The 15,030-nt window shown below is 40.6% G+C and carries 7 protein-coding genes; 4 read left to right on the top strand and 3 right to left on the bottom strand.

What is annotated here, in order from left to right; genetic code table 11:
* Nucleotides 1-170 precede the first annotated feature (170 nt).
* Together IEV85_RS23150 and IEV85_RS23145 are read left to right on the top strand one after the other, a co-directional pair.
* Complete coding sequence (locus IEV85_RS23150) at nucleotides 171-1,280, top strand: sensor histidine kinase (RefSeq protein ID WP_188467654.1); 1,110 nt, start codon at nucleotides 171-173, stop codon at nucleotides 1,278-1,280.
* A complete protein-coding gene (locus tag IEV85_RS23145; protein ID WP_188467653.1) occupies nucleotides 1,270-1,980 on the top strand; it encodes a LytR/AlgR family response regulator transcription factor in 711 nt (236 codons plus the stop codon). The genes IEV85_RS23150 and IEV85_RS23145 overlap by 11 nt, the downstream gene beginning before the upstream one ends.
* An 841-nt stretch (nucleotides 1,981-2,821) precedes the next feature.
* On the opposite strand, the gene IEV85_RS25170 is transcribed toward IEV85_RS23145, so the two are convergent.
* The 3 genes from IEV85_RS25170 to IEV85_RS23130 all read right to left on the bottom strand — a co-directional run bounded on the left by IEV85_RS25170 (nucleotide 2,822) and on the right by IEV85_RS23130 (nucleotide 12,349).
* On the bottom strand, nucleotides 2,822-5,740 hold the full coding sequence (locus IEV85_RS25170; protein WP_188467652.1) for an Ig-like domain-containing protein: 2,919 nt from the start codon (nucleotides 5,738-5,740) through the stop codon (nucleotides 2,822-2,824).
* 149 nt (nucleotides 5,741-5,889) lie between these two features.
* Nucleotides 5,890-10,116: a glycosyl hydrolase family 18 protein gene (locus IEV85_RS25165; protein ID WP_188467651.1), complete on the bottom strand. Its 4,227-nt coding sequence runs from the start codon at nucleotides 10,114-10,116 to the stop codon at nucleotides 5,890-5,892.
* A gap of 616 nt (nucleotides 10,117-10,732) precedes the next feature.
* Nucleotides 10,733-12,349 (bottom strand): carbohydrate-binding protein, encoded by a 1,617-nt coding sequence (locus IEV85_RS23130; RefSeq protein ID WP_188467650.1) that lies wholly within the window; start codon nucleotides 12,347-12,349, stop codon nucleotides 10,733-10,735.
* Between the two features lie 503 nt (nucleotides 12,350-12,852).
* On the opposite strand from IEV85_RS23130, the gene IEV85_RS23125 reads away from it, so the two are divergent.
* Nucleotides 12,853-14,109 (top strand): hypothetical protein, encoded by a 1,257-nt coding sequence (locus IEV85_RS23125; RefSeq protein WP_188467649.1) that lies wholly within the window; start codon nucleotides 12,853-12,855, stop codon nucleotides 14,107-14,109.
* Between the two features lie 25 nt (nucleotides 14,110-14,134).
* Nucleotides 14,135-14,347 carry a hypothetical protein gene (locus tag IEV85_RS23120; protein WP_229712705.1) on the top strand — a complete coding sequence of 71 codons (213 nt, stop codon included), beginning with the start codon at nucleotides 14,135-14,137 and terminating at the stop codon, nucleotides 14,345-14,347.
* Nucleotides 14,348-15,030: the final 683 nt, after the last annotated feature.

The raw sequence follows: 15,030 nt of genomic DNA, 5'->3' as shown, positions 1-15,030 counted from the left end.
AAAAATGAAGTGTGGGCTTACTTATTAGCTAAATGGATATATCTTGTAGATGTTTGGATAATGTCTGTAGCTAAACCATCACAATCAGGCGGTTATCATCAGTTTCAGGCGGTTTAGCTCCATCATATTTTACTATTTTTGGCTTAAAGAAAGCTTAAAAACAGTATTTAATGCAGGCATTTTCTCTCTTTTTTGAAGACCATTTTAGTAAGGATAGCTTGAAGAACCTGATCACTTACCTTAAGAAACCTATCGTTTACCATACCCTTTTCTGGGTGGGTTATTTTCTCTTCAATACTTTGCGCTGGGGAAATTACTTTAATGATTATGCCTATTCTTTAAGATCCAATCTGGTAGAGTTTCCTATCCACCTGGTACTGGTTTATTTCAACCTCTATTATTTGCTTCCAAAATTTATTCCCAACAAACTAGGAAGTTACCTCACATTTTTAGGCCTGGCATTAATAGTTATGTCTTTAATAAGAATAGTATTGACATATTATTTAGTGACTACTGAAATATGGCGCGAATCCGTGGTAAAAGACCAGTCCTTATTTGGACTCAATTATATTTTGGCAGTAGCTATTGGGGAACTTTATGTAATAGGGCTTACTACTGCCATTAAACTTACTATAGACTGGGTGGGCTCTCAACGCCGGGCAAGAGAGCTGGAAAGAAGAAATCATGAAACTGAACTTTCATTTTTAAGGTCGCAGGTTCAGCCTCATTTCTTTTTCAATACCTTAAATAACCTTTATTCACTTACGCTCGATAAATCTGAAAAGGCACCGGAGACAGTTCTTAAACTTTCCGAACTAATGAGCCATGTGATCTATAAAGGAAAAGACAAAAAAGTAAGCCTCACTGAAGAGATAGCACATATTCAGACCTATATAGATCTGGAAACTATCCGGTATGGGAATCCTCAGGTTGCTATACTGGAAATCTCCGGGGATATAAGTAATAAGCAGATACCTCCACTCATATTAATGCCCTTCATTGAAAATGCTTTTAAGCATGGAACGGGTTATATAAGTGGCGAGAAACCCATCAGAATACAATTGAAAGTTGAAGGAAATACATTATATTTCAGTGTTATAAATTCAAAAAGCACTACTAAAAAGCCCTTATTGCAGCAGCAGAAAGGTAGTAGTGGCATAGGAATTCAAAATACGCTACGAAGATTGGAACTTCTTTATGACAAAGATTTCTCACTGGAAATAGATGATACCAGCGAGCGATATATGATTTCTTTAAAAATTCTGTTAAATGAAGCTTAAATGCATAATAGTGGATGATGAGCCACTAGGTAGAAATGTGATTAACAACCACCTTAGGTCTTTTTCTGACCTAATAGTAGTTGCCAATTGCAATGATGCCATGGAAGCATTTAACATTTTAAAGAATGAGCAAATTGATTTCATGTTTCTGGATATTAATATGCCGGAAATTACCGGAATAGACTTTATTAAAAGTCTGAAAAAAAAACCACTGGTTATTATTACTACAGCCTACAGGGAGTATGCCGTAGAAAGCTATGAGCTGGATGTTTTTGATTATTTAGTGAAACCCATCTCGCTACAACGATTCATAAAAGCTATAGATAAGGTAACAGGACACTTCAAACTACTTTCTTCCCGAAATGAGCCTCAAAGAGAGGAGAACAACCACATGTTCATAAAGGTAGATAAGAAAATGATTAAAGTAAATTTCGGTGATATATTGTACATAGAGAGTCTGAAAGACTATGTAAGGGTAGTTACAAGACTTGGCAACTACATTACCCACCATAACCTTAGGAGCATCACAGAAATATTGCCTTCTGACAGATTTATCAGGATACACAGGTCTTTTGTAGTGGCCATTGATGAAATTAACTCATTAGAAGGAAACGATATACGCGTAGAAAACAAGGTATTGCCTATAGGCAGAAATTACCAAAAGATGATTAAAGATCTCATTGGGATGGATAAAATATAGCGGTCTCTTTATAATTAATCCGAGCCTTGAAAATCAGAACTCGATTACCAAAGATGGCATCCCCGCTAATGCGGGGCAAAATTAAGACTTACTTTTCCCAAAAGTCTTAATTTATGCTGCCTGTGCCGATCAATCGGCATATCTCCCAATTTAAATAAAATGAGATTACGTATACCGCTGTGATAGCACAGGTTAATTTTCTTTTTTCTGAAAAATATGGTCCCGATCGAGAGAGTAAATTTAGAATCAAAAAAATATCCATAAGCTCGGAAAATTTATTATCCAATTCCTACCCACCCTTTTATAACTAATTGATTATCAATAAATAAAAAAAGAAGGCTATCTGTTAGATTGCTACCCTCTCGTTAGTATTATTAGCCTGAGTTGGATTTTAAATTTGCTACTATCTTCTTCGGTAAAACTATAAATGCATTTTGATAGGTTAAAGTAACTTTTTTACAGTTGTATATAGCTGTAAAATTGATGATTTATGCTTAATGAATGCTTTATACTTTTTCCATTGATGAAAAAGTATACAAAAAATCTAGGTAAAATGATGCTACTGCCCTCTAAACCCTACGCTGACCCGCCATTTTACCCTCCTCCCCGCTTTTTCGCTTCAAGCGAAATTGGCGGAGTTATTCTTGAATGAACTTTTGAAATAATTCCAATTTTTGTCTTTCTTAGTGAAACCTCTTATATCTCGCTTCAACTACTTTTATATCATTCAACCAAAATTATCAAAGCTTTGAAAAACTTCGGTTTCCCAAAGAAGAAAACAAGAAAAAGAGGGCTATCCTTTGAATAGATGCCCTCTCGTTAGTATTAATATTATTAGTTATTACTTAATCACATGATTCTTCGTCCACATTTTGTCGCCAGATATCACTTTAATGATGTAGAGACCACGTGGCAACTCAGGTATTTTGAGTTCTGCAATACCATTCTGGCTACTTAGGGTTTCAGAATAGCTTCTTTCGCCTATCATGCTTTGGATATACACTTTGGCTTCTTTGATATCGCTGCTAAATTTTAGCTGAACTACACTTCCGACTGCTGATGGATTCGGATAAATTCGTAATCCTGTTTCTGAATTTTGCATTTTCATGGCACTGGACTCTGATTCTACCATTAAAGAACTGGCACCGCAGGAACCTAATAGCTTCCATGCTCCCCAATCTCCGGCTTGTGCCGGATTCTCGCCTTGCGTCCACCACTTGGCTTCATAGGTATTTCCATTATATGACACTTGCATTCCTTTAGTATAAACACCCGTTGCACTCCATGCTGGCACAGTACAGCCTATATCGTCTACCGTGACATTTACTGATGCTGAAGAAGATTTCCCTTCATTATCAGTCGCAGTTGCCTTCAACTCATAAGCTCCGCCTGCCCCTGCTGTCCAGCTAAAACTATAAGGTGCTGTAGTATCCTCTCCTAAGAGGGTGCTACCGGCATAAAAAGCCACTTTTGTTACACTACCATCTGAATCACTGGCAGTTGCTGTAATATTAACACTGCTGCCCGATGTGAAATTGGCTCCTGGTGAGGGTGAAGTAAGACTTACCGTTGGCGCCTGATTTATAGGCTCATCCCCATCACCACAAGGACCGATCAGCTCCCATACTCCGACATCAACAGGTTGTGCGGGGTTATCTCCCTGCGTCCACCACTGCGCTTCATAAGTGTTGCCCTCATAAGATACAAGCGCTCCTCCATTATAGGCTTTTGCCGGATCCCAGGCTGGTACCTCACAGTCGCTGCCGGTATTTTCTTCTACTTCTACCAGTACTGCTGATGAAGTGGTAGAAGCTCCTTCGTCATCTGTGGCTACTGCCGTAAGAGTGTAGTTGCCTACTGCGGCATTATTCCAAATAAAAGTATAGGGTGCACTTGTTGCCTCGCCTACCAATGATCCATCGACTAAAAATTGTACGCTAATGATGGATCCGTCACTATCGCTGGCCGAAGCTGTAATATTGATGGCACTTCCTTCTGTTATCTTAGCATTATTGACCGGAGTGGTAATGCTTACCACTGGTGCTGCATTATCAGACTCACCAATTATTACATTTACGCTCGTTGAAGTAGCGGTGGCGCCTTCATTATCAGTCGCTCTGGCGCTAATGCTATAGCTACCATCTGCTAAGTCTGTTACTGTAAAGCTATAAGGAGCACTAGTATCAGTACCTGCTACTGTTCCATTTACCAGAAATTCAACTTTGGTCACACTTCCATCGCTATCACTGGCATTTGCCTCAATGGTGACAGCACTACCGGAAGGATAAGTTGTATTCGCTTCCGGAGATGATAAGGACACAGTAGGTTTAGCATTCAACTCCACACCAGTTCCGGCAGCTTCATTCATTGCCTTTAAAAGGCTGCCGTTATTATTAAACGGCAGATCCTGTGTCAATTCCCATACTATCACCCCCTGATGGCCATGACTTTTAGTATATTCAATTTTTGCAGCTGCTCGTTTTGGAGTTTCATAATAAATTTGCTTTCCGTCTGCCCCTATGAAACCACCCATATTATAAGGGTCTTTTGGATCGTAATTCGTAGGCGCATTAGGGTACTGGGCCACAATTTTATTATAAGGAATGAACAAAAATCCATTCCCATTATTGGGTTTTCTGGTAGACAGATCATAGCCATACATGGGCACTCCAATTACCAGTTTCGACTTGGGTATGTTAAAGCCGCCATCGTGATTCCAGGCTGCAGGGGCAAGTCCCATCCAATACTCCAGCGCATCTTCCGCTGAATAAATGGGGTTGTTGGCACTTTGCCCTGTGTAGGTACCTGGCTGAACTGTGTGGAGAGCGGAATGGGGTCCTTTTGGAGATTCATTCCAGCTGCCGGTGAAGTCATAAGTCATTAAACCCACCCAATCCATGTACTCAGCCATGGCATCATCGTAGTTATTGCCATACCAGGAAGTGCCAAAAACAGCTCCTGAAATAAGCTTATCAGGCATTTTTAACCTTAACTTTTGTGTAAGCCTTGTTAAGCCAAGGGCTGCTTCATGAGGCCCCTCATCTGTACCACCCCATTTATCGCCCCGAACACGGCCTCCTATCTCTACAGTTCCTGTAATAGCAGCATCTGCCCACCAGCATTCCAGATCAAGGTCAATTCCATCGAGATTATTTGTATTCACATAATTCACAATAAGATTAGCAATTTCTTCCAGCTTAGCATCATTGTTATAGTATTTTTCCATCAGCCATAAGAAAGCATAATCCGTTGCTCCACCAAGGGCAGCAGAGACTGTTACACCTTTCTGATGGGCTCTTTGGAGTACGCCAAGATCATGAAGCACAGAATCTACCTTTCGGGCTTCTGTAGCATTAAAAGCTATTGAAGCAAAATCGGCACTGCCATAGTTGTTATTGTTTTGTTGAAACATCATAAAAGCAATGTTAACATGCGTTACAACTGAAGGATCAAAAGTACTGATATCATAATCAGGAATCCAGGTAGGAAGGTATCCGATAATTCTCTGAGGACCGGTATAATCTTCACCAAGACCTCCGTCACCACACTTACTTACAAGCGTCCATGAGCCATCTGAGCCCGGCTGCGTATCGGTGGACCATTTTGCCTCATAATTACCATTATTGTAAGAAACCTGATCTCCGCCAGTATAGGTAGTTCCTGAATTCCAGGAAGCCCAACAGGCCGGGAATTGATACTGTGCCTGCACACCTATGGACATGCAAAGACATAGTAAAAGAGTTAAAAATCTTTTTTCCATAATTAATTTGGTTTGTTTGTCGAAAATAAAAAATACCTAAAGCAGGGAAATATAATTTATCATTGATGATCCCTATGGTAAGTAATTCAAGATGTGAATAAAACAAGAGAGCTATCCGTTGAATAGATACCCTCTCGTTATTATGATGATTATTTGATTATATGATTTTCAGTCCACATTTTGTCACCAGCCACCACTTTAAAGATGTAGAGGCCACTTGGCAACTCAGGTATTTTGACTTCTAAAATACCATTATTGCTTCTTAGGGTTTCAGAATAGCTTCTTTCGCCTACCATGTTCTGGATATACACTTTAGCTTCTTTGATATCGCTGCTAAATTTTAGCTGAACTACACTTCCGGCCTTTGATGGATTAGGGTAAATTCGTAATCCTGACTCTAAACTCTGCATCTTCATTGCATTGGTTTCTGGCCCCACCATTAAAGAATTGGCACCGCACGAGCCTAATAGCTTCCATGCTCCCCACTCTCCGGCCTGAGCTGGATTCTCACCTTGCGTCCACCACTTGGCTTCATAAGTATTTCCATTATATGACACCTGCATCCCTTTTGTATAAACAGCCGTTGCACTCCATGCTGGCACTGAACAGCTGATATCACCTACTGTGACATTCACCGATGCGGAAGAAGATTTTCCATCATTATCAGTCGCAATTGCCTTCAGCTCATACGTTCCGTCCGCACCTGCTGTCCAGCTAAAACTATAAGGCGCTGTGGTATCCTCTCCTAAGAGGGTGCTACCGGCATAAAAAGCCACTTTGGTTACACTACCATCTGAATCACTGGCAGTTGCTGTAATATTTACATTACTTCCGGATGCAAAATTAGCGCCTGATGAAGGTGAAGTAAGGCTTACGGTTGGTGCTGTACCCGTACCCCCGCCATCACATGGCTGAATTACTTCATTGATCGCGCTTAGTAAAGAATACTGTCCTACAGCATCCTGCGTAATTTCCCAGATCATGATGCCGCCTCCTTGTTGCGCTCCCAGTTCTGACTTCGCTTTTATGGTGTTGATACCATTGTAGTACACTCCATTAAAAATATCTGCATATGGATCAGCCCCTTCTGCCAATAAGGTCTGGTAGCTCTTCCAGGTTGGACGCCCATAGAATGGCACTCCCAGTATGGCTTTGCTGGCTGGCAATCCTCTGTTTAGCCAGTAGTTCAGCGTGGTTTCTGCATAGCTATAAGGGGAATGGCTTGCACCATCGCCTCCATCATAGGCCATCAGATTTAAAAAGTCCACATCGTTGAACACACTGTTCAATACTGCATCTGCATTATACCCATAAGCTGCTACGGCTGCTGAAAGCTCTTTACCACTGGCATGTAGTGTAACAGCTAACTCGTGCATTAGTGTCGCAAAGTTCGCTGGGTTTTGCCCGCCTGCCGGATACTCCCAGTCCATATCCACTCCATCAAGATTGTAATTGTTTATTAGTGATACTAAGTTGTTAATGAAATTCTGACGGTAAGTAGCATTGGCTGCCATCGTTTCAAAATCCGTATTGTTCAGATCGCTCCATCCCCCTACAGCTATGGCTACTTTTACTCCGTTCTGGTGGGCAAGGCTAACAATATCGCTTAACTTCTGCGGGTTTTCCACTGCTGTTAATCCCCCCGTAGTGGTAGGACGAATAAAGGAGTACATGATATGCGTAAGTTTGCTATATTGAATAGCTTGGGCTGTACCAGACCAGCTCGGCATATACCCCACTATACGCTTGCCGCTTCCAGTACATGGCTCCGGATCTACTACCACATCTCCACTCTCCACCACAATGTTTACTGCTGCCGAGGTGCTAACGGATCCATCGTTATCTGTAGCTTTGGCTGTCAGAGTGTAAGTACCTTCCGCTACATTACTCCAACTGTAGGAATAAGGTGCTGTTGTATCTTCTCCCAACTTGCTGGTTCCGTTAAAGAACTCTACTTTAGATACCGTACCATCCGAATCAGTGGCTGTGGCTGTTATGCTCAGTGAAACACCTGCTTCAAAGGCAGCGTTGTTTGCTGGCGAGCTCAGGCTCACTGTTGGCGACTGATTTTCAGGCTCTTCTCCATCGCCACAAGGACCAATCAGCTTCCATACTCCCACATCAACTGGCTGTGCGGGGTTATCTCCCTGCGTCCACCATTTTGCTTCATAGGTGTTGCCCTCATAAGATACAAGCGCTCCTCCATTATAGGCTTTTGCCGGATCCCAGGCTGGTACGTCACAGTCGCTGCCGGTATTTTCTTCTACTTCTACCAATACCGCTGCTGAAGTGGTAGAAGCTCCTTCGTCATCTGTGGCTACTGCCGTAAGAGTGTAGTTGCCCACTGCGGTATTATTCCAAATAAAAGTATAGGGTGCACTTGTCGCTTCGCCTACCAATGATCCATCGACTAAAAACTGTACGCTAATGATGGATCCGTCACTATCGCTGGCCGAAGCTGTAATATTGATGGCACTTCCTTCTGTTATCTTAGCATTATTGACCGGAGTGGTAATACTTACCACTGGTGCTTCATTATCAGACTCACCAATTATTACATTTACGCTCGTTGAAGTAGCGGTGGCCGCTTCATTATCAGTAGCTCTGGCGCTAATGCTATAGCTACCATCTGCTAAGTCTGTTACTGTAAAGCTATAAGGAGCACTAGTATCAGTACCTGCTACTGTTCCATTTACCAGAAATTCAACTTTGGTCACACTTCCATCGCTATCGCTGGCATTTGCCTCAATAGTAACAGCACTACCGGAAGGATAAGTTGTATTCGCTTCCGGAGATGATAAAGCCACTGTTGGGTTTCGGTTTCCTGTACTTCCTTCTGCAAATACTTTGTTTACCGTATTCACTAAAGGTGCTTTTGTATTGGGGCTGTAAACCAACTTTCCACCATATGTGGTGGTATTGGAGGTAAGATCCAACCAGTCGCCAGTTACATGCCAGACAATTACACCTCCCAATTGCTCCTGATTAATATACTTTGCCTTTTCCTCAATAGACCTTTCGTTGTCATAACTTAAGAAATAGTTACCTTTTGTTTTGTAAGGCACCTTTGCTTCATCGTCCCAGTGGTCCACCCAATCACCGGTATTGGCTACCACTGCATTGTAATTGGGTGTGCCATCCCATACATTTTTAGGCCAGTTGCTAAAATCGGCAGCTGTCAGGACAGAACCATCCGGCTCTATGTTAGTCTGTACCTTTACGGTAGGTGCATTAAGCGCAGCAGGGCCATCGGTAACTACTCCTCTACCATAAAAAGCTACTCCAAGGTTGATTTTATGTAAAGGAATACCTGTTGCTTTCATCGCCTGAGCTGCTGCGTCAACTGTAAACCCCTCATATTCAGCACCCGAATAATCGTATAGCGGAGAGTTATGGCCTGCTTTGTTCGACCATCCTCCATTGTAATCATAAGTCATGATATTATAATAATCCATCGACTGATCTATTCTGGACCAGTTAAAACCTTGTAACTTCGCTGGATTTGCTGCAAAGCAAGAAGTAATAAGTTTATCAGGACCTATGGCCGCCCTAATGTCTTCTAACAATATAGCGAAGTTCGTAAAATCGGCCGGTGAACCTGTAAAATTCATTCCCTCGTGGCCGGGATATTCCCAGTCCAGGTCAATGCCATCAAAGCCAAGGGCAATAAGCTTTTTACAGTCTTCAATAAATCTTGCTCTTTTGGTAGGATTTGCGGCCATCTCCGGGAAATGTTTTCCCATGCTCCATCCGCCTATTGAAGCCATGGCTTTTACACCATATTCTTTACATAAAGCCAGCATTCCCTCTGGTCCACCCTCTTTATGAACTGACAGCGGAAAGGCTCCGGACTCACCTGTTTCAATGTTGGTCCATCCCCCACCGGAATTACGGTAGCCCTGGTTATAAGCAGAACTTCCATCAGCCACATGGTACAGCACCTCCAGTTCTCCATACAGCAGGAATTTGTCCCAGCTGCTATAGATATCATCATTGATGAGGGGAGCCGGTTGCTGATCAACACCCTCCTGAGCAATGTTGGGATTACGGTAATCCCCACTGTGGACAGACCCGTCCACAGCAACACCAAAGAAAGAAAAATTGAGGATCGTGTACTGAGAATAGTCTATATTCAATTGATTTTGGCTTCCTTTCGGAATGAGACCTGCCACATCCTTCCAGGGGCCCCATTGGGTGAGGTATCCAATTACCTGTTTATTATGGTCGGCAGTAGTGGCAGGTACCTGTGGGGTTACCTGTGCATTGCTTAAAAAGGGGAAGCAACACAGCAAGAAAAAGAGTAAATATGCAGTTCTGCTAAAGCTCGAAACTTTGCTTAGCCTGCTTAAATAATTTTTGATCGAAAAATGTTTCATTTTTATTTTGGTTAAAATGGTAATAATTAAACATTGAAAAGGGAAAAGGATAAGACCTAATCAGTTAAAAGTATATTCATATATTTTTCCTTTTATTACTGTTCTGAAAAAAGACGTCCGGGTATTTTATCAATTTCCTATTAATGAGAAGAAAAACCTAAGCATAACACTTTATTTAGCTAAATGGCATTGTTTTGTAGCTGTATGGAGCAATAAATTCAGGACGTCTTAAAACTAAAAAAGTGCTTATGGTACTTATTGATGACACGGAATAATTATATTTATAGGTGTCTGGTTTGATATTGAGAATGGTATACTTTTCTCAGGTGTTGGATAATATGCCTAATAACTTCATAAGAATAAAAGCACAGACCCGAGAGCCTGTACTTTATAATCTTACGCTTTATAACCTGAGTTCGATTTTAAAACACGCTTTGAAGTCTCGTTAGAATAGGTACCCTTAACCTCATAGAGTATTATAGAATGAGATATACCGATTGGACGGCACAGGAAGCATAAATTAAGACTTTTTAAAAAAGTTAATCTTAATTTTGCGGCATAGCCTGCCCGCGTTAGCGAGGACGCCACCTTTGATAGTCGAACTCAGGCTATATACTTACTTCTTGATAAACCTTTCCAGGATTTGCTCACCGTCCTTAGTAATCACTAAAGTATACAAACCAGGTTTTAGCGTGGAAATATCTATACCATCTGCTGAAACGGTAGATTTAATTTGTGAAATGCCTTCAGCATTTAAAATCTGCACCGTTGCTCCAAAATAGTCCTGTGATGAGAAATTGATTTTAGAAAAAGCAGGATTAGGATAAATTGTTACCTCTTTTGCCAGTTCATTTGTTACTACCTGAGCATTTGCAGTATTACTGACGCTGGATATTTTAAACCAGTTGAGATTGAAACCACCTGAAGATGCATAGATTCCGACATTATAAGTGCCGGCATTCATATTGACTGTGTGGGAAATGGTTGTCCAGTTTTGCCATCCTCCTGTATTAGGTACTGCAACAGCACCCAATGAAATAGCACCACCATTAAGATCAAGCGCCACAATACCTGAACTTTGAGGGCTTGCTACTCTGTATTCTACCAGGTATTGGCCTGTAGCAGGTATTTCAATATCGTAATAAGACATCCAATCGGTATTATCTATCCAACCTACATTCTGTCCACCGCCTACATCAGTGGTACCTTCCAATTGCACGCCTTGCATGGAATTATAGCTTTCTGCCTGTATCAATTTACTAAACGAAGGTGGTGGCGGAGGATTAACTGCTCCATAATGAGTTTGCCCCACAAGATTTCGTCTTTGCAAGCCTTCTGCTCTAAATGCAGCCACCTGTGACTCTACCTGAGCAGGTGTTAAATCCTGATCTTTGAAGTACGCTGTCCAGTCCACCTGCATGGTGGTGGTTCTGTTGGCTGTGCTGGAGCCGGTTACGTTATTCCAAATCCAGTTGGCAAAGGCTACGTGCATATTGCTTCTTGGATATACCGGCAGTCCGGCCTGCGTTTCATTGTCGGTTACCGAATGTGTAGCAATTAGGTTGCCATCCATAAAATACCTGATGTTTACGCCATCAGTGCAACTTGCCACAAATGTGTGCCAGCCTGCTTGTGATCCGGTGATAGCATTATACGTTTTCCAGGGCGTCCAGGGAACGGCAATGTATTTATGGTAGGAGGTTGTATACAATACCGGATTATCAGGTGAAATACCCCATTTATCAGCCGCCATATATTCTGCAATATCCAGCTCGCTATATTTTGAACCATCCTGTGCGAGAGAAGAGCTCACTATAGTATAGAAAGTCTGAATATTAGCATCTTTATAGGTGAAGGGAATATCAGAAAAATAAACACGTGCTGCATAGGTGCCTTCGAAATACTCATAACCTGCAGCTTCCACTCTGGCGTGTGTAGTTGCCTTTGTTGTACCGTTAACAGTAGTGCTTAATGTCATCAGCCTGTTGGATGGATTAGCAGGATCATTGGTAAATCCCACATTATTTCTACTGTACAACCCACCTTCCGGAGGACCACTTACTCCAGACACAATGTTCCACTTATTAAATGTAGAAAACTGATTATCATTGATGCCCGAATAATTAAAATCATCGAACATCACCGTTTGTGCCATTGAAGAAAAGCTAAAAAAAAGGAGTGCAATTAATGCTAGCTTAGCATTAAGCAGTTGGGGGGAATTGAAAATTTTCATATCAATTTTAAAATTTGGTTGAAACCAAAGATAGCTAAAATGATTTAGCATTCCAATTCACTGGCGCATGTTACTAAAGATTGCATATCCTGCTAAGGCAATAACTGAAAACATAGCTTCTGCATTTCACCGTGACGGATTAGCAGTTGAAACGACTTCTCCCCTTCGATTGAATCGAGGGGAGTGAGCCATGCATTTACCATGCAATGTACTCTTAAATTCAAACTTAAACTCATTCAAGAAATTTACACTCATATGGCCCCTCATACTTTTAATAAAATAAAAAATCTATTAGATTGCTAAGAGTATAATGTGGCTAAATACACCCCAAGGTGTATTTAGCGAATTGTTGTGCTTCATTTTCAGAGCAAGTGTTGAAATTATTTAAAGTCTTTAATCATCATAAAGAAATTATTATATATATTGAAGGGACAGACATAAATCAGTAGTTTAAAAAATTATATATATATACCAAAATTTATTTCAATCAAAATAGAAACAATATGACAGCCGTTGCGGGAATTTTAAATAAACAAGGTGTAGCAATTGCAGCAGATAGTGCCGTTACTGTAAGTGGAGTACAGAATAGAAAAGTCTACAATTCTGCAAATAAAATATTTACATTATCTAAATATTTCCCAGTTGGGATAGCTATTTATAATAGTGCTCAATTCATGGGTATTCCCTGGGAAATACTGATAAAAGAGTTCAGAAAACACATAGATAAAAAAAGTTTTCCAAAGCTTGAAGATTACAAGAATGAATTTTTTGACTGGTTGAAAACAAACAATTATTTTGCTAATGACACAAATGATGATTATCTATTTTCGGACTTTCTCTCATTTGTTCAGGTAACTCTGAACGATACAATAAGAAACAACAAGGGATCAAAGGATAAATTAGAGGAAAAATTAGTTTCTTTTCTATCCGAATACATAAAAAAAGAAATTCCTAAACACTCAAAAATATCGAGTTTGAGCGAATTGGATGTTTCAAAAGCCAAAGAAAAATTAAAATCCTTTCTCCCGCAAATCGTGAAGATTTTAAAGGATAGTACAGCCTTTGATTTCAAAGAAAAGAATATTTCTAACTCTTTGTTAAATGCATATATTGAATATATTAAACATGATCAATTTATACAGTATACAGGCTTAATCTTTACAGGATATGGCGAAACCGAACTTTTCCCTAGTTTAATACCTGTCAATGTTTCTATTGTCATCGAAAACTGTCTTAGGTTCGAGGTAGACAAAAGCAAAGTTGGCATAATTGACAATAATAATAACGCTTGTATTCGTCCTTTTGCCCAAACAGATGTTATTGATACTATTCTCCAAGGTATTAGTCCTGAATTAAATCACCTTTCTTCAAAGGTTTTTGGTAGTTTTTTAAATAACTTCCTTTCGGAAATAAAATCCATTAATGGCATGCCAAAAGAAGTGAGTGCATCATTAAATAAAATGAATGTCAACAATTATATCCAAAAATATCAACAACAGTTTAGTAATATAGTTAATCAGAAATACGTTCAACCATTAATGGGAGCGGTTTCTCAGCTTTCAAAAGAGGACCTTTCTGAAATGGCAGAAAGCTTAGTTTATCTAACTTATTTAAAACGTAGATTCACAATGGCGGAGGAAAGTGTTGGTGGACCAGTCGATATAGCTGTCATAACAAAAGGAGATGGTTTTATTTGGATAAAGAGAAAACATTATTTTGACCCAGAATTAAATCAAACTTTTTTTCAGAAATATTTTTAATTAACTTTGAACTATGAATCAACTAATGAAATACACTTATCCAAGTACCTCATTTGAGGACGATTCAAACTCCATTTTACTAGATACAGGTAAGACTGGGCCACACAATAATCTGAATATTAATACAGCTACAATTGAGGATTTAAGTAATCTTATAGTGGCAGAAATGATTTCCTCTGTTAAGGAAGACCTTAGAGCTATAACTTCAAATGAATGCCCCAAAAAGGTGAGGAAATAACGAACGCACTATCGAGTAGACGGCCGTGAGCCCTAAGCTCACAGCCTGCCCCGATTTTTTTTCGGGGGTGCACCTCTCATCCACTGACTAGCGGATACGGATCTCGTATACAGCGGTTCGTCAAGCATAATATAGCCACTCTTTACACCAGCTATACCTCAATTCTACTTTTGGGATAGGGCTAGCAAAGCCTCCCTATCGGATTTTCGAATCACCTGACGTTCCGTCCTTCATCCCGCTGGAGCGGGACTACTATGACTTCTGCTGATTGAAAATGACGTCTTTAGCGTTACTTCTTGGCTCATAGAAACCGAATCTATTCCAAGACCTCCCCAGAGCCTGTCCCGCCCTAGCGGGATAAGAACATATTCCTTCCACCGATTCCTGAGGCATCTACCTAGTAGAAATTGTTGGTGACGGGCTTTGCGGCTTACTAACAGGCTTCACCAACTTGCCTGTAAGGGATGCCGATTTTTCGGCACTGGCATTGCACCCTCTGGAATAATATGATATCTTCGATACCAGATGCCCATACTGGGCACACACATTGGCTATAAGTGTAGGCTTCCCCTAATTAGAACTGTTTATTTGTCAGAAGTTACAGTTTTACCTCTGTTGGCGGTACCGCCAACAGAGGTAAATTCTGAAAATTCTATCGGTGCCATTTTCCCCAGGGCATCATG

The sequence above is a fragment of the Marivirga lumbricoides genome, assembly GCF_014636295.1.
Classification (GTDB): Bacteria; Bacteroidota; Bacteroidia; order Cytophagales; family Cyclobacteriaceae; genus Marivirga; species Marivirga lumbricoides.
Note: the sequence above shows the minus strand (reverse complement) of the source record. Positions and strands in the feature narration are given on the sequence as shown.